The sequence below is a fragment of the Psychrobacter sp. AOP7-B1-25 genome (assembly GCF_052376195.1).
GTDB lineage: Bacteria > Pseudomonadota > Gammaproteobacteria > Pseudomonadales > Moraxellaceae > Psychrobacter.
Genome location: NZ_JBQSVK010000017.1, coordinates 43,392 through 62,076 on the forward strand (window position 1 = coordinate 43,392; position 18,685 = coordinate 62,076).

18 protein-coding genes are annotated in these 18,685 nt (G+C 37.0%); 7 read left to right on the forward strand and 11 right to left on the reverse strand.

Annotation, left to right across the window (positions count from 1 at the left end):
* The first annotated feature begins 117 nt into the window (after window positions 1–117).
* Together rluF and ACT3QR_RS11845 are read left to right on the forward strand one after the other, a co-directional pair.
* Window positions 118–1,122 carry a 23S rRNA pseudouridine(2604) synthase RluF gene (gene rluF, locus ACT3QR_RS11840; RefSeq protein ID WP_444521533.1) on the forward strand — a complete coding sequence of 335 codons (1,005 nt, stop codon included), beginning with the start codon at window positions 118–120 and terminating at the stop codon, window positions 1,120–1,122.
* Window positions 1,123–1,217: 95 nt separating this feature from the next.
* Window positions 1,218–1,661: an SRPBCC family protein gene (locus tag ACT3QR_RS11845; protein WP_444521534.1), complete on the forward strand. Its 444-nt coding sequence runs from the start codon at window positions 1,218–1,220 to the stop codon at window positions 1,659–1,661.
* Window positions 1,662–1,737: 76 nt separating this feature from the next.
* Here ACT3QR_RS11845 and ACT3QR_RS11850 read toward each other — a convergent pair whose 3' ends face one another.
* From ACT3QR_RS11850 to ACT3QR_RS11870, 5 genes are all read right to left on the reverse strand, one after another.
* Window positions 1,738–2,049, reverse strand: coding sequence for a DUF1244 domain-containing protein (locus tag ACT3QR_RS11850; RefSeq protein ID WP_201602008.1), 312 nt, complete (start codon window positions 2,047–2,049; stop codon window positions 1,738–1,740).
* Window positions 2,050–2,499: 450 nt separating this feature from the next.
* Window positions 2,500–2,739 carry a hypothetical protein gene (locus tag ACT3QR_RS11855; RefSeq protein ID WP_444521535.1) on the reverse strand — a complete coding sequence of 80 codons (240 nt, stop codon included), beginning with the start codon at window positions 2,737–2,739 and terminating at the stop codon, window positions 2,500–2,502.
* 33 nt (window positions 2,740–2,772) lie between these two features.
* A complete protein-coding gene (locus ACT3QR_RS11860; protein ID WP_444521536.1) occupies window positions 2,773–3,366 on the reverse strand; it encodes a hypothetical protein in 594 nt (197 codons plus the stop codon).
* Window positions 3,367–3,712: 346 nt separating this feature from the next.
* On the reverse strand, window positions 3,713–4,786 hold the full coding sequence (locus ACT3QR_RS11865; RefSeq protein ID WP_444521537.1) for a peptidoglycan bridge formation glycyltransferase FemA/FemB family protein: 1,074 nt from the start codon (window positions 4,784–4,786) through the stop codon (window positions 3,713–3,715).
* A gap of 1,161 nt (window positions 4,787–5,947) precedes the next feature.
* Entirely contained in the window at window positions 5,948–6,751 is an 804-nt protein-coding gene (locus ACT3QR_RS11870; RefSeq protein ID WP_444521538.1) for an alpha/beta fold hydrolase, read from the reverse strand.
* A gap of 215 nt (window positions 6,752–6,966) precedes the next feature.
* Here ACT3QR_RS11870 and ACT3QR_RS11875 point away from each other — a divergent pair, with 215 nt between their 5' ends.
* Entirely contained in the window at window positions 6,967–9,840 is a 2,874-nt protein-coding gene (locus ACT3QR_RS11875; protein ID WP_444521539.1) for a LuxR C-terminal-related transcriptional regulator, read from the forward strand.
* 45 nt (window positions 9,841–9,885) lie between these two features.
* Here the strand turns inward: ACT3QR_RS11875 and ACT3QR_RS11880 are convergent, their stop codons facing one another.
* Window positions 9,886–10,629 carry an SDR family NAD(P)-dependent oxidoreductase gene (locus tag ACT3QR_RS11880; protein ID WP_444521540.1) on the reverse strand — a complete coding sequence of 248 codons (744 nt, stop codon included), beginning with the start codon at window positions 10,627–10,629 and terminating at the stop codon, window positions 9,886–9,888.
* Between the two features lie 379 nt (window positions 10,630–11,008).
* On the opposite strand from ACT3QR_RS11880, the gene ACT3QR_RS11885 reads away from it, so the two are divergent.
* The 3 genes from ACT3QR_RS11885 (at window position 11,009) to ACT3QR_RS11895 (ending at window position 14,505) form a co-directional block, all read left to right on the forward strand.
* Window positions 11,009–11,518 (forward strand): 2,4'-dihydroxyacetophenone dioxygenase family protein, encoded by a 510-nt coding sequence (locus ACT3QR_RS11885; RefSeq protein ID WP_194618425.1) that lies wholly within the window; start codon window positions 11,009–11,011, stop codon window positions 11,516–11,518.
* Between the two features lie 700 nt (window positions 11,519–12,218).
* Window positions 12,219–13,565 (forward strand): APC family permease, encoded by a 1,347-nt coding sequence (locus ACT3QR_RS11890; RefSeq protein WP_444521541.1) that lies wholly within the window; start codon window positions 12,219–12,221, stop codon window positions 13,563–13,565.
* Between the two features lies 1 nt (window position 13,566).
* Window positions 13,567–14,505 (forward strand): acetamidase/formamidase family protein, encoded by a 939-nt coding sequence (locus tag ACT3QR_RS11895; RefSeq protein ID WP_444521542.1) that lies wholly within the window; start codon window positions 13,567–13,569, stop codon window positions 14,503–14,505.
* A 270-nt stretch (window positions 14,506–14,775) separates the two neighbouring features.
* Here the strand turns inward: ACT3QR_RS11895 and ACT3QR_RS11900 are convergent, their stop codons facing one another.
* A complete protein-coding gene (locus ACT3QR_RS11900) occupies window positions 14,776–15,297 on the reverse strand; it encodes an endonuclease V (protein ID WP_444521543.1) in 522 nt (173 codons plus the stop codon).
* A 16-nt stretch (window positions 15,298–15,313) separates the two neighbouring features.
* Complete coding sequence (locus ACT3QR_RS11905; RefSeq protein WP_444521544.1) at window positions 15,314–16,234, reverse strand: hypothetical protein; 921 nt, start codon at window positions 16,232–16,234, stop codon at window positions 15,314–15,316.
* A 356-nt stretch (window positions 16,235–16,590) separates the two neighbouring features.
* Between ACT3QR_RS11905 and ACT3QR_RS11910 the strand changes: the two genes are divergently transcribed.
* On the forward strand, window positions 16,591–17,004 hold the full coding sequence (locus ACT3QR_RS11910) for an Imm44 family immunity protein (protein WP_444521545.1): 414 nt from the start codon (window positions 16,591–16,593) through the stop codon (window positions 17,002–17,004).
* Between the two features lie 227 nt (window positions 17,005–17,231).
* Here the strand turns inward: ACT3QR_RS11910 and ACT3QR_RS11915 are convergent, their stop codons facing one another.
* The 3 genes from ACT3QR_RS11915 to ACT3QR_RS11925 all read right to left on the reverse strand — a co-directional run bounded on the left by ACT3QR_RS11915 (window position 17,232) and on the right by ACT3QR_RS11925 (window position 18,160).
* Window positions 17,232–17,363 (reverse strand): hypothetical protein, encoded by a 132-nt coding sequence (locus ACT3QR_RS11915; protein ID WP_444521546.1) that lies wholly within the window; start codon window positions 17,361–17,363, stop codon window positions 17,232–17,234.
* Between the two features lie 63 nt (window positions 17,364–17,426).
* Window positions 17,427–17,744: a hypothetical protein gene (locus ACT3QR_RS11920; RefSeq protein WP_444521547.1), complete on the reverse strand. Its 318-nt coding sequence runs from the start codon at window positions 17,742–17,744 to the stop codon at window positions 17,427–17,429.
* 38 nt (window positions 17,745–17,782) lie between these two features.
* Window positions 17,783–18,160, reverse strand: a complete 378-nt coding sequence (locus tag ACT3QR_RS11925) for a hypothetical protein (protein WP_444521548.1) — start codon at window positions 18,158–18,160, stop codon at window positions 17,783–17,785.
* Window positions 18,161–18,685: the final 525 nt, after the last annotated feature.

Sequence of the window (18,685 nt, forward strand, 5' to 3'; positions counted from 1 at the left end):
CTCCTCAAAGGGTTGCTCAATTTCCTATATAATACGAGCTACTTCATTATTGATGATCCATTCAATTTAAGCTTTTTTCTTAGCAAACAAGCTTCTTATCAGGTAAAACGGTGCTTTATGTTCAACGCTTCTTCGACTCGTTTAAATAAATACATCAGCGAAAGTGGTATTTGCTCAAGGCGTGACGCTGACCGTTTTATTGAACAAGGTAACGTGTACATCAATGGTAAGCGTGCTTCAGTAGGTGATCAAGTGGTTGCCGGAGATGCAGTAAAAGTTAATGGCCAGCTTATTGAGCCACGAGAGCCTGATGATTTTGTATTTATTGCTTTGAATAAACCAGTGGGCATTGTGAGTACCACAGAAAGCTCCGAGAAAAACAACATTGTCGATTTTGTACGACACAGTCTACGTATCTTCCCGATTGGTCGTTTGGATAAAGATTCTCAAGGTTTAATCTTTTTGACCAACAATGGCGACCTAGTTAATAAAGTACTACGTGCTGGCAATAACCATGAAAAAGAATATCTGGTAACGGTGAATAAGCCGTTAACGGATAGTGTTATCGAGGGTTTAGCGGGCGGTGTGCCTATGCTCGGCAAGATGACAAAAAAATGCCCAGTGACTAAAGTAGCGCCAACCGTATTTAACATCACGCTCGTTCAAGGGTTGAACCGTCAAATTCGCCGTATGTGTGAGCATTTCGGCTACGAAGTCGTCAAGCTTGAGCGTACGCGAATTATGAATGTGGGCCTCAAGGGTTTGCCTGTTGGTGACTGGCGTGATTTAACGCCAAAAGAGCTTTCTGTGTTACTTAAAGCTGTAGAGGACTCATCTTCACAAGACAATCACTCAAACAAGAAATCTCGTAATGCGCCACGAAAAAAACCTCGTACTGATACTTCGTCAAAGTCAAAAGCATCTCCAAAATCGGCAGGTGTAGCAAAGGGGCGTAGCAAGTACGCCAAAGATGATGCTAGAAACCCAGCGAGCTCTAAAGGTAGGGGTGGGCGTCCTACTGGTCGTGGTAAGCAGTCAGGGGGTAATGGTAAGTCTGGAGGCAACGGCAAACCTACTACCAATGGCAAGCGTCCTTCAAAAGGTCGAGGCTCTAAGCGGTAGCCATTTTACAGTAATAAGTTTTTAGGAAGTGATGACTTTATTCATTTTTGAAATGCTAGTAAGCTAAATAACTTTAACCTCAACGAGATAGTACTATGTTTAAAATAAAAGTAGAACGCATTGTCAGAAAACCGATTGATGAAGTCTTTGAAGCACTGAGTGACCATGCCAGCTATGGCTCATTTAAAGCAGTGGGCGTTGCTAAGTTAGTCGCTGAAGGTACTAATGAGCCCAATGGCGTTGGTGCTTTGCGTAGTATTCAAACGGGACCTGTTAAGTTCTGGGAGCGAATTACAGCGTTTGAGCGTCCTACTCATATGCAGTACCAAATCGAAAAGTCTAAACCTATCAAGATGCGACATGATAAAGGCGTGATTGATTTAAAAGACTTGGGTGATGGTACTACACAAGTGACTTGGGTATCTGAGGGTCGATTGACTGTACCATTGCCATTAGTTGGTCGCCTATTTGATCGTAAAATGCAGAAACAAGGAACCATAGGGTTTAGTAGCATACTCAAATCTATAGAAAATCGTTGATCTAATGGCAATATTGGCTTTTTTGGTATTACTCTTTGGTGGTTCCTTACTTTGTTTAAGCCACTACCAGGGAGTTTTAATCCGTTTTATTCTTAGCAGCTTCAATCTCGTTAAAACGCGCTAACTGCTCTGGCGTGGCTTTTTGTTGATACTTCTCTTTCCACTCAGCATAAGGCATACCATAAACCAGCTCGCGCGCATCCTCGTAGTCGATTTCAATACCACGCTCTTCACCAGCCGCTTTATACCATTTAGATAAACAATTACGACAGAAGTCGGCAAGGTTCATCAGCTCGATATTCTGTACATCTTTACGCTCGTCTAAATGCGCCAATAAGCGACGAAATGCCGCGGCTTCTAATTCGATGTTTGATTCTAATTTTGCCATAAGATCTTCCCTAATAGTCGTTGAGTTATTCTAAAGCTGAAATGATACTAACGATATAAATATTGCGCAACCTGTGTTGAGGTATATTAAAAATGTATTAGATTTCAGGTTTAGTTCAGATGCCTCTAATCAGACCCAGGCAGGTGATGTGACTTACATTCGTATCAAAGGTGGCCGGTGTTACTTAGTTGTTTTTCTGGAACTATTTGTTCGAAAATTCAATCAGCATGTGAGCAGCGCGTTCTTTAATCTCGGGAGTGTAGTTTTGTCTTTTCATTGTCGTATTCTCTAAAAAGTTGAACCTTTAACAATCTCGTGGCTGTTTAAAGTTGTGTTGCCAACCTAAACACTTGCTTATACAGAATTCGTGATACCATCAAAGGCCCTAATAGTTTGCAACTAAAAGTCCAAATCTCTGAAAGAACAAAGATATAATTTCGATATGGTTTTTTATGTTCTAAACATTGTACCAGTTGGTGTTAGTCCAATATAAGCCATTCCTGCTTGATTCATCCAATGAGGTTGAACCATACCATGTTGTAAGATAGCGTAAATATCTCTATGGGCTCTTTCTATTTTATATTTTTTATATAAAGAAGAAGTTCCTGCAACTGCGTAAATTTCAGACACCATATCTCTCGCTTCTTTTGCAGCTTCACATGAAGCGATCCATACATCGGCAAGTTGCACATCAGTAAAGGTATTTTCATTTTGTGATTCATCCTATATTGTTGCAACAGTACTGTGTAATTGAGAGCGTTTAGATGCTAATAACGTTTTACTCTTCGCTATAGCTGCTTGAACTGTTCCACGGTCGCGTAGATCCGGATTTGCCCCAGGCGTAACCCTTTCTAAACACATTTTAATTAAATCATCCGTGGCTGCTTTTAAAATACCTAAAGTCATTGCAGCACAACCAGCAGAGTTAATACAGCCAATAGGTAAGCGACTATAGGCATTATCGATGGCGACAGGACTATTGAAACCTACTGCATACTGTTCTTTTACAAAGGCATCTTTTACCACTATATCATGACTACCTGTACCGCTTAACCCACCTACATCCCATGTATCAACTACATTAACGTCTTTCTTTGGAATGAAAAAGAGTTTTAGGTTCGCTCCTGGGCCAAGAACTTTAGGAGAGTCTTCAGAGGTAATTAAACACCGTAAAACAAACCAATTCGCCAACTCACATCCAGATACTAACGACCATTGACCAGACACTATATAACCTCCAGGAACTATCATAGCTACGCCTTCGGGACGTGCTGAGTTGGCATAAATATGGGAGGGGTTATTATAAATTTCTTTCATGCTAGTTTCGTCTAAATAACGTCCAAAAGTACAGGCTAAGTGATTATTCCAAGCAACCCAAGCAACTGAAGCTTCAGCACTAGCCAACAGTTCATAGACTTTTAAAGTTTCTACAGGGTTATCTTCCCAACCCCATAAGAATTTTGGCAGTCCTATTCTGAATAGCTGGAGATCTGAGAGCCGTTCAATAATAGCTGGAGCAAGTCTTCTAGCGTTCTCTGTTTTTTTCTCTATATATAACTGCTAATTCGTAAACTTCCTCAGCAGCATCAACTAGAGTAGGTCGTTCGGTTTTAATTTTCAACGATGTTGCATGATTCATATCTTAGCCTTATTTGGAGTATGTCTAAGCCATTTTTTCACTATGATCTACGGTTCGCGCAGTAGTGTCTCTATATAATGGAAAGAAGCCTGACTCCAGTTTAAGTTCAGCTATCTCATTAGTGAGTATTACTAATTCCTTATACTTTTCTGAGTTAGTAATGAGCCTCCATGTTTTAAATAACAATTCTTGAGAGCTAAATCCTCTTTTATATCTGTATAAAGAGTCGGAAGTACTACCTACACCGCCACCAAAATGTAATATTTTATACCCATTTTTTCTACCCCAATTTCTCGCAATATGTGTAATCAGTTTAGACGGCTGTAAATCCCTGTACTTATTAGTTGTGCCTCCTAGATAAAACTGCATAATTCCAGTCTCTTCACAAATAGTATATATAGAAGATGCAATAGCAATATCATTTTCATAGGCAGTTATTAATAACAGTCTATTTTGAATATTAGTAGATAATTTTTGAAAGTAACTATCATCAAAATAGTAATAGTCTTCCGCTTCAACTTTTAGCATGGTTTCTCGGTAAATCTTCGCAAACATGTTGATTCGTTCTTCGGTAAAACTCTCAATTTTGGTAATTATATTGTTATTTAAGGCCTTTTTAATACCTCTACGATGCTGGTTTTGAGTTTCTTGCCAGTGTTCAGCTTCAGATTTGGCCAAGTCTGAAATTAAAGTTAATCCATGAGTTATCGATGATCCAATGCTAGTAGACCATTTCTTATTAGTAATTGGATTTAATCTTACAAACAGAGACACACAACCTTCTCTATGAAGAAATGTTTTTATACTTTTCAAAATAATATCTACTTCACCGTCAGTTAAAGAGCTATCTACAACTGGACCACCATAGCCATAAGGGGATGTAGCATCCCAATATTCATTGTTAATAGTTCTTATGATGATTGGTAAAAAAAGCTTTTTATTCCTATATTCAGCAACAATGCCTTTAGACTTACCTTTATCTATTCCTGTTGACGAGTTAATCCAACCAGACAAATGATATATATCAAATATGTGTTCTGAAATCTCTTGATCCCATCTGTAGTCTATCTCTGTAAAATGTATATTAACCTTATCCACTAAAGCAGTCTCCTTCGTAATATAGTTTTAGAAAACAATAAAAATATGAGAGAAGAAACAATGCTATACGTAGCTTAAAAAGTGAAAAAATATTCGATATATGGTAGATTCTAAACGATAGACGACATTAAATTATTACTAATAAAATAATTTTTACAGCCCTTACTATCATTTAATTTAGGTCAATGTTTTTTACATTAATAATCTTTAATTAACATTAATACCCATTAATTATTCTTAACATCAATTTTTGATATGTATCTCTTATAGTAGTTATAATTAATCTTGAACTGGATTATCAAACCCATAGACATTACTTTGAGAGAATTGAATTCAGTAGCTTTACAACGATAATCAAACCACAGATGTCTTGGTGTTTTATAGCCTAAATCTTTTTGAACTCTAGTTTGATTGTAATCTATTTCAATATTTTTAATGATTAGGTTGTGGTTACTTATGTATGTGATGTTTTAGGGCAGGGCACAGTTTGGGCACCAAATAGGCACCGCATCGAAAATGAACTTTTTGATTGAGTAGTTATACGTAAATATATTTAAAAAATATTCCGAGAATTTCTCTACGAGCCCTAAAAATTGGACAAAAAAAGCCCTACTGTTAAGTGAGGCTATTTAAGTATTTAGAGCGGGAAATATTTGAGATATTTAACGGTATTAGGCTTATAGCCTGACTTACCTTCTTCACCGTATTCTTCCAATACCAATTACGACGTGTCATTAATTAAGTCAACAAATACGTTAAGTCAGATGTATAGCACCTACGAAATAAAGGTCTGATTTATCATAGCGAGTAAAAATTGCATGATATGGTTAATCTTGACAAAGAAGTTTTCAATTAATTAGCGCGCCTTTTAATTTTTAATAGTTGCCTTAACGCTTTGAAATATAGGAGTTGAGATAATAAAATATAATTTTATTGAGTGATGAAGTTAAATTTTTCGATGTTATTAAGCTGCTTGGTGTCAATGTATAGCTTAGTTACAGCATAATACTGCGGATAATGACAGACGGTTTTTTTAAAGCTGGAAGTGTCAAACACATAAACAAACTCACTAATAACATAGACAAAACATGCTTTATTGAATTTAATTAAGTGAGTAAATACTTCGGAAGCGATCAAGTCGCCAATATCTCAAGCTATTCACTATAATGAATGCGATGAAATGAAATCTGCAATATATCTATTAACGATTTCTGGCTGCTCAAGTGCTACCGAATGGCCGGCCTTTGGGATCACAAACATTTGGCCATTTGCTACTGTTTTAGTTATATTTTCTGACAAAGGTACTTCATAGGCATGATCTTGTTCGCCTGCTAGTACCAGCATAGGCACTTTACATCCCTGAAGTTCCTCTAATACGCCAGTACGATGAATAACGCCATCTGCACTACGCGCAATATCTGTTCCCAACTTTAGCATATGATCACGCCAGTACTCACGTTCGCTTTCTCGGGAATCGTCTGCCAAATAGTTATCGCCAAACATTATGTACATAAGCGTATCTATAAACGGTGCAGTACCTTGTGCGCCTAGGCCTTCAACCAAAGGTGAAAAATCAGCTAGTTTGTATTCAAGCTCTCCGCTAGACCCAAGTACAATACAACCCTTTAATAAATCTGAGCGACGAGCAGCTAAACGCAAGGCAATAAACCCGCCCATAGAGTTGCCAGCAAAAAAGCAAGGTTCTAGATCGAGTTCCTCAATTAATGCTATGGCATCGTTGGTATGAGTATCCATACCAACGCTTTTCAATTCTGAACGGGCGCTTTGCCCTTGATCTCGATCATCATAGCTCACCACTCGAATGGTTTTAGATAGGTGCTCTATCTGATGCGCGAACATTTTATGATCAAAAAATAGCGAGTGACTTAGTACCAATACCGGCGCATCTTTGGGACCTTCATCGTTGTAAAACAGGTTGATTCCGTTGACATTAATATTTGGCATAATCTTTTCCTTGTATGAACACTATTGAGTCTGATAATACTCATAATAAACAGAGAGTAATATCTAAGTTAATCCTTTAACATTTTATTTATATCAGAACTTCTGAGTCATTGGAAACGTTAAATGGTGAGCTTATAAGTTCTCTTGTTTTTTGCTATCTTGAGTCATATTTATAAAGGTTATTTAGCAACAAACTGTTAAAAAATGAGGCAAGGATGCTTATTTTAAGAACAAAGATCGAACGACCACAATTGCAACAAGTCAGATTACTTGAGCGTCCCAAATTACTGCATCAAGTGTTTGGAGAAGCTAATCATCGGTTGACTTTGATGCAAGCCGCTGCAGGGTACGGTAAAACGACTGTTATGGTACAGCAGAGCGAACAGCTAGAGATACGTGGTCTCACGGTTAGTTGGCTAACTCTAGATAGCGACGATAACGACCCTATACGTCTGTACCGATATTTGTGGACAATATTGACTCAGAAAACTGATTCACAATTATTAGTAGAAGACAGGGTGACAAAGAGTCATATTCATCATTTGTTGTCTCAGCTTGATACGGCAACCTCCTATACGTTGTTTATTGATGAACTAGAGGTATTAACCAACCTTAATAGCTTGAACATAATCTGGTGGCTATATTTATTTTTACCCAGTAATTATCATTTAGTTATTGCCTCACGTACATTACCAAACTGGCCACTTACAAAAGGTGAATTACAAGGATTAGTACAAATTATTAGAGCACATGAATTGCGTTTGTCAGCATCTGACACTTATATGCTACAGCAATATCTACACGACAATTTGATAAAAAATACCACGCTTACGCCCTACATGACGGCCAATCAATCATTGTCAAAGGTGATAGTAGATGCTGCTAACACTTTGACTTTGATTGATAACGAATTGGTATCAATGTTGATTGAAAAAACAGAAGGTTGGCTAACAGGTATACAGCTCATTAATTTATGCTGTAAGAATGAAAAAGATCTATATCAACTCGTACATCAAATGAACGGCGCACAGCGGCAAATAGCTGACTTCTTAGCGGAGCAGGTATTTTTACAATGTGATGCGCATGTGCAAAATCTTTTATTAAGCATTAGCGTATTAAGGAAAATAAATGCCAACTTATGTCATGCGTTGACTGGTGCAACTGATGCACAGGTCTTGCTTAAAAACTTAAGTCAACAAGGACTTTTTATTCAAGCCATAGATGATCAATATCAGTGGTTTCGTATACATCAATTAATGAGACAGTTTCTGCAAACAAGGCTACAAAATCGAGCGCCAGAAAAGTATTTGGCTTCTCACTCTAAAGCAGCAGAATGGTATCAAGCACATAATATGTTTTTGGAGACGATCTACCATGCACAGGTAATCGGTGATAACACATTGATTCTATCAGCCTTAACAGCAGTCAGTCATGATTTGGTCCTGGAGGGGCGGCTTTATAATTTATTAGAGTTGACAGAATCTCTAACTGACGTTCAGCTATGCCAACATCCAGCCTTGCTATACGATTTGATTTGGGGTTTGATTCTATCTCGCCAACATTATAAAGCTGCCCGTTATATAAAAGTACTTGAGCAAGAAGAATTCTATTTATTAGATAGGGATAACCAAACTTCTATTAGTCATAAAGATAAGCAATTGGGTTTATCAGCAATGACCGTTTTTATTGCTGATGACTTGCCTAGGTCTCATCAGTTAGCGCAAAAAGGTCTTAAACAACTGTCACTAGAGGCATATTTCTTTAGAGCACCGTTATTGGCCATCTGTGCTTTATATCAACTTAATAGTGGCAGTATCCAACATGCTCATTCACTAATTTTGCAATCAAGAAACCTTTATATCAAGGACAATAATCCGTACGGTTTAACTTATATAGACAGTATTGATGCGACCTGTGACAGGTTGTTAGGTGATATACCATCGGCTACTAAGAAATTTCAGCGCATTGGTATCAGTCCAGAGTATGCTCAATTAGGAACCAACGATAGCAATCTTAACATGATGCTAAGTGTGGCAAGTAGTTTAAAAGCGAACTTCTATTATGAGTGCAATCGTATTGAAGATGCTAAACAAGCATTGAGAGACTTTGGCCAAGGTGAAAATATGGTTATCACGGATATGATTACGCTAGGTTTTTTGACAGAACTAAATCTAACTTGCTTATCAGGGATAGGTATTAGCTATCAAGCTCTCTCAAAAGCCAATAGTAAAGCGGATGAATGGTCGCTCCCTCGGCTAAGCAGTGATATACAACGATGGATTGACGAGCAAGACTTGAAAAAAATAATGCCAATAATAGTGACAGGAAAATATGATGATAAGAATGATCGGCTTAGTTATCAAATAAAAAAACGAGCAAAAAGAGAGGACGGTGAGCTTAGTGATTTAACGTTGACTGAATTACTGACTGGATTGGATCTGTTACCATATCGTACGACGATATTTCTAGGGAATAGTCAGCAAGTAGTGCAAGCAGTGGTGGAGCTGAATAAATTTCTAAAAGCTGATTTACCCTTTGTGATACGTAATGCTCGTATAAGGTTATTGTTGGCAATGGCCTATTACGTGTTGGATCAGCCTATATTGTCTTATAAGAGCTTATTAAACGCATTGGAACAATTTAAATCAACTCAAACACATCGAATTATACTCGATGAGCATCCTCTAATTTTGATGTTGTTGAATAAGCTTTATCAGTATCAAGGAAGTGAGATTGCCGTATCGTCTGATATCCAAAAATATGTAGTATCTATACTAGAAATAGGGGGGCATGCTTTTCGTGAAGAAATCAATTTTTTATCGAAAGATAAACAATATCAAATAGAAAGTACTATGCAACCATCTCGTGATAATCAGAGTGATTCTGATAGTAGGATAGTATTATCAGAGCGCGAAATTGAAATACTATTATTGGTTGAAAAGGGGTTGAGTGATGGACAGATAGCCGATAAGATTTTTTTATCTATCCACACCGTAAAATGGCATTTACGTAATATTTATCATAAATTACAAGTACGCTCCCGAACACAAGCCGTTGCGCAAGCACATCAACAGTATATTCTGAAATAGGCCAAGTCGTAACAGACCATGACCTATTTTCAGGGCACTTGCATGTTAAACAATAGAATAGCCACCATCGACGTTGACAATGGTACCAGTAATCCAACTAGCTGCATCAGAAGCTAAAAATAAAACCACATTAGCCACTTCTATTGGGTCACCAAACCTTGCCAGAGGCGTTCTTGCCATAATACCATCGGTAAAACCGTCTAGTACTTTTAACTGTTGAATCATAGGGGTATCAATCCAGCCGGGTGCTACAGCATTCACACGAATATGATCTTTTGCAAGATAGATAGCATGAGATTTAGTCAGCTGATCGATTGCGCCCTTGGATGATGCGTAAGCAGGCGTGAGTTGTGACCCAAATATAGAGTACATAGATGAGACGTTAATAATAGAACCACCAGATGATTTTGCCAATAGTGGCGCCGCGCATTCACTGATATGAAAAACTGCCGTTAAATTAATATCAACAACCTTTTTAAACATAGGTAGTTCGTGTTCTGTTGTCGAGCCAATACCTGCGCCATTAAAAAGCACATCAAGCTGATTTAAATTTTTGAAAAAATGGGCGACTTTATCTTCATCAGTGACATCTAGTTCCACTGACTCTATATCCAATTGCTGTGGATATTGTGCCTCCTTACTATTCAGTCCCAATGCCCAAACTTTAGCGCCTTTTTGTGCAAAGGCAATGGCAACGGCTTGTCCAATTCCTGATGTTGCTCCGGTCACAACGACAACTTTATGAGCAAATAAATCTTTTGAAAATATATCTGATGCTCTCGTATCCATACGAAATATTCCTTTTATTAAACACCTATAACTTAAGTAGCTAGATAAACTAATAAACTTACTCTTCTGGTATATGGCTATGAAGCAGGTTAGATAGTTATAAAATGTCCCTATCAGAGTCTACTATCAGACATGCCCTAGTCATATTGATTAAAATTAGCATAAATATTGATAATAAAAGGATGGTTGTACTCAGTATTGTGCTTATAAAAAACCATTCTTTTGAGTGGTTGGCAGTAAGTTTTAGGCGAATATACTAATAGAGTATCTGCAAGAGATTAGGTCCAGTCATGGCTTAACTTGCTTACAACTAACAGCATCTGAAGGACACTGATGCTGTCTCCGACTATGAATCGTATATCGCAAAAGGAATTGCATTATGTCTATCGGCACCCCTCAAGACTATCTATTAACACTAAATATGAAAAAAGAAGGCGAGATAAAAAATGCCTTACCAGGTGTTCATATCACGCCCTTTTATTTGAACTCTGAAACAGGGGTATGGGTTATTTACGCCCGTTTTGAACCTAACACACAACTGCCAGAGCATTTTCATACTGGGATAGTACATTTTTATACCACAGCAGGATCTTGGATGTATTTGGAGTATCCAGATGATGTGCAAACAGCTGGGAGCTATTTATTTGAACCAGCAGGGTCAACACATACACTCAGAAGTGACGAAGGTGCAGAGGGGTTTATCATGGTTGAAGGTGCTAATGTAAACTTCAATGAGGATGGCTCGCTTATGTTTATTATGGATGCTGGGTGGATTGAACAGATGCTACATACTGTTGCTAAAGAAACTGGACAAAAAATGCCTCGTTATATTAAGCCGAATGCTAATAACGATTTTAGTGATAAAGCTACGAATAATCCTACAGTCTAAATACCTATTTGATACCTAATAGTGAGAAGCATCAAAATTTATACTGTGATTTTAGCTTCGTAAATGACAATCGTCTCAATGAGACATCCTCTTAAGTCAGAGCGAAGCTATAGTAGGTCTTCATAAACTAATCCTTCTTAGTAATATGCAACTTAGAATGGTTAATTAAACTCTGCAAAGAGCAGCTCGCGAAGCACGCCTTTAAAGATAACAGGCACTTTCTCAGTATTACTCGAGTATGTCATATATTAGACGTGAAGCTATCAAGCTACTACGAGCGGGCAAGTTGTGGTATGAGCGCACAGCGCATATACCGTAACAAATGTGAGCTACTAGTTAAAGTAATGCATAGTGAGACAAAAAGACAAAAGATCGTCTAAACGCATACCCTGAGTGAGGAAAGGGGTGATATTAGCCAATACAGTCTAGAGGCGTTCAAGAGCGAAGCATAGATATCTTCGGTACAGTGTAATTATACTCTACGCATATGGGCTTCCAGTAAATATTTATACAAAACTTTAGGAATTGGTACTGTAGAAAATATAGTATCTACTTAATGAGTCGGCAATGTGCCAAAATTTACATACACTTAAAGGCGTTCACTTCTTTTAAAAATGAAGTCAGTGTTGCTCTGCTGATCGAATAAATAAAAAGATTTCAAAATACTAAAAAGGAAATTGTAAATAAAAGGAGTTCATCAATGAGTGAAAATACGCTTGAAAGTCTTGGCTACAAGCAAGAGCTTTCGCGAACGCTGGAACTGAAAGATCTTGTGATCTACGGCCTTATTTTTATCGTTCCTATTGCACCTTTCGGCATCTTTGGGCATGTAATGAGCGCCAGTGGTGGTACGATCGTGACGGCCTATATAATTGGGCTAATAGGTATGCTTTTTACTGCTATTAGTTATTCACAAATGGCTAAAGAGTTCCCTGTAGCAGGTTCTGTATATTCTTATGTGTCTAAAGGTACTAATAGCTTTGTCGGATTTGTCACAGGTTGGATTATGTTGCTGGACTATGTTCTCATACCAGCTCTGCTCTACGTGGTTGGAGCACTCGCTATTCACGATATTTTTCCCTCTATCTCACCTTTGATTTTGATTATTGCTTTTGTAATATTTAACACTTACGTCAATATCCGTGGTATCAGTTTCACCGCTGGATTCAATCGTTGGATGTTGATCGCTGAACTTATCGTTCTTGCTATATTTCTAGTTGTAGGAGTTGTGGCGATTAGCAATAATGTTAACGGGGCCGTATTTTCAATAGCGCCTGTTTACGATGTAGATAATTTTTCGCTGGGACTTATTATTTCTGCTGTACCTATTGCTGTTCTGAGTTTTCTTGGATTTGATGGTATTTCTACACTGGCTGAAGAAGCAAAAGGGGGAGGAAAAGCGGTCAGTAAAGCAATTTTCTTAGTACTGTTTATTATCGGTGGTTTATTTATTGCTCAAACATGGATTGCAGCCTTAATACAACCGGATCCAGAACAGTTTAACAACCTTGATACCGCATTTTACGAAACAGCACGTATCGCTGGTGGCGAGTGGCTAGCAGTATTAACGGCAGCGACGACAGCAATTGCTTGGGGTATTGCGGACTCACTAGTTGCACAAATTGCAACAGCTCGTATTCTATACAGTATGGGACGTGATAAGTTATTACCTACCGCGCTTTCGCGTGTACATTCTCGTTATAAAACACCATATGTCAGTACGCTCTTAGTCAGTGTGATATCTATTGTAGCCGCAATTGCTTTTATGTCTCACCTTGCTTTACTGACATCTATCGTCACAATTGGTGCTTTAACAGCGTTTTTGATTCTTAACGTTAGTACGATGTATTATTTTGTACTTAAAAAGAAGTCTTACAACTTTTTTCTTCACATCCTAAGTCCTCTATTTGGAATAGGTGTTGTGGGATATATTTGGAGTGGCTTTGAATCCTATACTATTATTACTGGTGCAGTCTGGGCCGCAATAGGTTTTGGTATTTATTACCTAGCTAAAATGCGTGGCCAAGAAGTTGATATGGAGATTTAATATGCATTTTAAAACGATACATGATGTTCATCATTGCTTTGATCATGATTTGAAGCCCGTTGAAATCATAAATTCTGGCGATACTAGAAGATTTGATATTTTGGATGCTAGTGGAGGGTTGATTACTCGTGACAGTAAGGCTGAGATCCTTACACGATTGCCTATGGATGCCTTGAACCCTGTATGTGGTCCGTTATTCATTGAAGACGCCGAGCCAGGTGATGTTATCGAAATTGAGCTTTTAGATTTTGAACCTGGTGGTTGGGGATGGACAGGAATAATACCTGGCTTCGGCTTACTGGCTGAAGAGTTTACAAAGCCGTGGTTAAAAATTTCAGAGTATGATAATGAGTCAGTGTATTTCTATGATGATATCGTTATTCCTTTCCGGCCGTTTGCTGGGACCATTGGGTTAGCACCTGCTGAACCTGGTTCTCATTCTATCGTTCCCCCGCGTGTATGTGGTGGGAACTTAGATATTCGCGATCTGGTAAAGGGATCTAAGCTTTATTTACCAGTTCAGGTCAAAGGTGCTCTTCTTAGCATTGGCGATACACATGCATGTCAAGGGGATGGAGAAGTATGTGGTACCGCGGTCGAGACTCGTATGGCGGCTACAGCGACAATTAGACTGCATAAAGGCGACAGTATTCCTGCTCCCATGTTTGATATGCCAGCTGTTGCTAGCGATAACCATAATGAGGGCTATATTGTTACCACAGGAGTAGGTCCTGAGCTTATGGAAGGGGCGAAAAATGCTGTTCGATTTATGATTGACCGGTTAAAGAAAAAAGCTGGTATGGACGAAGAGTTAGCTTATGCCTTATGCAGCGTAGCCGGACAGCTAAAAATCAGTGAAATTGTTGATCAGCCGAACTGGGTAGTATCATTTTACATTCCTAAATCAATTTTTAAGTCACATAGTCTCAAAGCCATTTAACTACTAGTGAGTTATTCAGCTATGGCCGGATCTACTGTTTGGCCATGGCTGAATATTATATTTAGCGTATCATCTGTTAGAAAGCAGTTACTTCTCATTAAAAGCCCGAAGCGCGATACGTAACTTAATTTTATTGGTTAAATTTCTTATATTTGGTCTGACCACCCTTCTATCTAAAGTTATTCACCATAACGTCCGTTATGGGAATAAGGGCTGTTATCTAGTGAGGATATGGCTGTAGCGGAATTTATTTCAATAGGTATAGGTGTTCTAATTGATGACACGGCCTAGTTTATCTACGTAAGTAACCATTTTCGGTATTCTATGTTCGCCATCCATCCTACTTACCATCTCTTTAGCCTTCGTGATTTCTATACCAATACTAGTTACATATAGTGGGTGCTTACTTATCCCTCGCCAAACAGCATAGTCTTCTGTAATGTCATAAAAATGATTTTTAGCGATACCGTTGATAGGCTTTTTGTTAGCAAGATTATCATATAAATACTTACCCAATCCTGCTTTGATAACACCATCTAAAAATACATAGTCGTCTATGATAATCGCATCAAAGGCTTCATCAATCTGATTAATTAAAGCCAGTAAGCAAGGCAATTCCCGTTTATAAAATTGCCCTGACTCATAAGGCGCAACATTGTTCACGTTGACAGTATGCTCACTTAATATCTCATTAGTCTCTATACCTTGAAAACGTATGCCAGCTACTTTAGCGCTGTCCAGCTTTTGTACCACGTCTGTTTGATAATACACATCTAATATTAAAAATATCAATTTAGCCCTCATAAACCTATTTATAGATAACTAATTTAAAGTTATTACTATATTTTTTCAGCTGCTCAATTTTTTGAGGTAGCACCTTAATTTTTTCGAGACGTAGCTCGTTTAAACTACTAAAAATCTCTTTATAATTAAAAACATCTAAATCCTTTAGACCGTCCAAACCACTGATGTGCATTATCTCTACATATTTAAAGCTATTGTTCGCTACCCATATATAGAATAATTTATCTATCATATCTTCATTTATACGTAGAGATACAAACTTATCAAATATAAAATACCGATAGTTCTCGATTAACTCGTACATTTTCGGTAAAGGAATTGGGCAGTCAAGGTAGTTTCTTGAGGTAAGAATGTTGCCTATGATTGTTAATTTACCTATTGTATTTTCCTTCCATATATACTTGATAGAAATATCCTCAAGTTGATTGGTTTCTTTACAAGTTTTACCATACCCAAAAGTTACATATTCTTTGCTAGTGTTCGAATAATTGAAACCTGACTGCTTATCCTCATATCGAAGCTCAAACATGAATGGTTCATAGGTTTGGGTCTTCCACATGATCTGATTTTCTGTTTCGCCATTTTCAATGATATAGATCTCTCTATCGCAGATACCTTCATCAAAGGTATATGACATACCTTGATATAAATTACCTTGATAAAATTGCGATATTGTTCCACAACCATACTCGTCTTCATCTTCATTACAAAACCCTGAAGAGTCTATTTGAATAGGTGAAGATAGCCCTATCTGACACGGTGAGACACACGGTTTACTAATCTTTCCGTTTTTGACTTCATAAGCTTCAAGTTGATGGTCAGGTTTATCAAAGAAGATAATGCCTGTGTATAGCTTATCGCGCTGATACCATTTACCGTTAATTTTATTTAACAATGTTGATTTCAATCGTTGCATATTACTCATGTTAACCTTCTCTGAAAGAGGAGTCATTAATCGTGCTAGTAGAAGCGGTAATGCTAGAAGGATTCATTTTAAGAAAGATATGGCGGACCAATCAGGTACTTTCAATGGTTCAGTTCCCTACTGAGGACTTGAATCCTAGGCTGTAGGGTAATGGTATCAACGTTTGAAATAGATGAATTGTTCTGAGTGTACTTTATGGTGGACTTATCATACATACTTCATCTGTGATCGGTGCGCTATACAGGCATCGATCTATAGGCTGTATGCTCACTATTTTTGACAACTCAGCGAATGATTTGAAAGAACAGTCATATGAGTAATATAAATGAAGATGACCTGAGCCTAAAGGAGTGGCTATGAAATTATGGATGAGTTCGGAATATAGTGGTGATATTGGTCATGAGATGAGAACCGCAAGAAACTTCGTAGAAGATGAAATAAACGTAAAAATCAACGATAAAGACTATGATATTGACTTAGACAAATGGCGCTGCATAGCAATTTTAATGAAAGACAAAGTAGATCAAGAGCGATATTGTGAAGTCATAAAATACTCACCAAAGACTAAGAAAATGGATTTTAAATTACAAATTGATTACCCTGAATTTGTAAATGGCGATGCCAAGCGTCAGCAACAGTTTATCTACGAGATGCTGATACGAAGTCTAGATTTATTGATTGAAAAGGGACTAAACGAAGCAGGCATTGAAAGCTTACGTCAAGATACACAAAGCATAGCCCTAAAAAACGGATGGATAACCACTCATTAATAGCATGAATCGTATCAAAAAGGCTTAGTGTTTACTAAGCCTTTTTTAGTTTACTGAAAACGTGAGAGCAAATGTGATCCCTGCTTATCCCAACTATGTACCACCACATATGAAAAACAATGCTGACTATTAAGAAGTATAACAATGTATACCCCAACAGAGCCAGCTATTTTACTCTTCAAACGTATTAACAGACCACTTAAAACAGACTGCCATAATAGAACCACTTATAAATGAACCGCTACAGTACTGGCTGAGACTCGACATGCTGAGAGAATACGGCAACCTTCATACGGTTTTTTCTGCCAGTTAGACAAGGTTGGCATTGCTATATCTAGTTGCTTTGAACAGTCTAGCATAGTGCTTATCTACTACAGTCCCTTAATCAATATAGTCATTTCATAATATGAGCTTTACCAGTCTTATCTAAGGCGGACTACTCTATCTAATTGCCTCCAAATCTCATTTTTGAAGCGCACTAAACGTTTTTTTTGCATAAATCCGTAATTATTATTATCTTCAGATTCGCTAATCTCTTTAAATGTTAAATGATCTTTTAACATTTTTGAAAAATTACAATTTTCATTATTTATACTCATTTTCCGTATTTTAATGACACCGATAATGTTCTTTGTTTGATTGAAGAGAGTACTGTCAATGAAGTTATTTTCATTTACGCCAAAAAATTCATTCTCCCAAACTATTATTGGTGTGTTTTTATAATTATTAATAATATCCATCAAGCATCTAAAGGTTTCAACTCTATTTGTTCCATAATTTACTGGGCAATGGATAATAAGATTTTTGTTGTTGCTTGAAAATAGATGAGGTATTTCATTTTCTGCAATGTAATTACTAATGGGTAAAAGTCCACACTACTTGTATCAACGAGCATGGATTTTTTATTAGATAAGAATTTATTAATCAATTTATCTAATGCTGCTTGATTTAATTTTCCCTCTTTATTTAAAGATTTAATTTTTTCTACATCTAGAGCCTTATATTTGTCTAGAGTGTAATGGAATGGCCCTGTGCTTATTATTTTTAAAGTGTTATTTTTCTCATTTAAATATTGAGCTAAAAGCATACTGCACAAAGATTTACCTGTACCACCTTTTGACTGCATCACGAAATGCGCTGTCGTGTTAATACTCATTTTTATTGCTCCACTTTAAATAGATTTAATAGCTAGCTGGCTTCTAAGTACTTATTAGAATTAATTAGGCATTAGCGACGATATGCTGCTGAAAAATAACGGAGCAGTAACCCTTAAGTTCCTGCTCTAAAAAAATATTTCTTAAGTATAATGTAAAATTTAGTGTTAAAAAAATCTAGTATAATATTCCTTAAACCAATATTATTCAACGTTAAATGCTCTATCGAGACAGACTTAAAATTTATAATTTCAAAAACTTTAAAACAAAATTTATAAAATTACAAGGTCTTGATTTCTATTTAAGTAAGTAATTTATATAAAAACACTTCATTATTATTAAAATTAACAATGAATAACTTACCAATAACTAGAAGGTGGTATTTTAATTAATAAATATTTTATGCGTTATTACTAAGAGGGGAGGTTTGAAAGTCTTTATCCTATTGGGATCTACTAGATTTAAATTAAATATAGGCTATGAATTTTATAATTTTTTTCGTGTATTGCCTTAATCTAAATTATAAG

Bases quoted from the DNA above. Each gene is read 5' to 3' on its own strand.
- ACT3QR_RS11895 (WP_444521542.1), top strand. From the start codon at position 13,567: ATGCATTTTAAAACGATACATGATGTTCATCATTGCTTTGATCATGAT.
- ACT3QR_RS11910 (WP_444521545.1), top strand. From the start codon at position 16,591: ATGAAATTATGGATGAGTTCGGAATATAGTGGTGATATTGGTCATGAG.
- ACT3QR_RS11870 (WP_444521538.1), bottom strand. From the start codon at position 6,751: ATGCCAAATATTAATGTCAACGGAATCAACCTGTTTTACAACGATGAA.
- ACT3QR_RS11880 (WP_444521540.1), bottom strand. From the start codon at position 10,629: ATGGATACGAGAGCATCAGATATATTTTCAAAAGATTTATTTGCTCAT.
- rluF (WP_444521533.1), top strand. From the start codon at position 118: ATGTTCAACGCTTCTTCGACTCGTTTAAATAAATACATCAGCGAAAGT.
- ACT3QR_RS11885 (WP_194618425.1), top strand. From the start codon at position 11,009: ATGTCTATCGGCACCCCTCAAGACTATCTATTAACACTAAATATGAAA.
- ACT3QR_RS11850 (WP_201602008.1), bottom strand. From the start codon at position 2,049: ATGGCAAAATTAGAATCAAACATCGAATTAGAAGCCGCGGCATTTCGT.
- ACT3QR_RS11905 (WP_444521544.1), bottom strand. From the start codon at position 16,234: ATGAGTAATATGCAACGATTGAAATCAACATTGTTAAATAAAATTAAC.
- ACT3QR_RS11860 (WP_444521536.1), bottom strand. From the start codon at position 3,366: ATGAAAGAAATTTATAATAACCCCTCCCATATTTATGCCAACTCAGCA.
- ACT3QR_RS11875 (WP_444521539.1), top strand. From the start codon at position 6,967: ATGCTTATTTTAAGAACAAAGATCGAACGACCACAATTGCAACAAGTC.
- ACT3QR_RS11915 (WP_444521546.1), bottom strand. From the start codon at position 17,363: ATGCTAGACTGTTCAAAGCAACTAGATATAGCAATGCCAACCTTGTCT.
- ACT3QR_RS11845 (WP_444521534.1), top strand. From the start codon at position 1,218: ATGTTTAAAATAAAAGTAGAACGCATTGTCAGAAAACCGATTGATGAA.
- ACT3QR_RS11920 (WP_444521547.1), bottom strand. From the start codon at position 17,744: ATGGATATTATTAATAATTATAAAAACACACCAATAATAGTTTGGGAG.
- ACT3QR_RS11925 (WP_444521548.1), bottom strand. From the start codon at position 18,160: ATGAGTATTAACACGACAGCGCATTTCGTGATGCAGTCAAAAGGTGGT.
- ACT3QR_RS11890 (WP_444521541.1), top strand. From the start codon at position 12,219: ATGAGTGAAAATACGCTTGAAAGTCTTGGCTACAAGCAAGAGCTTTCG.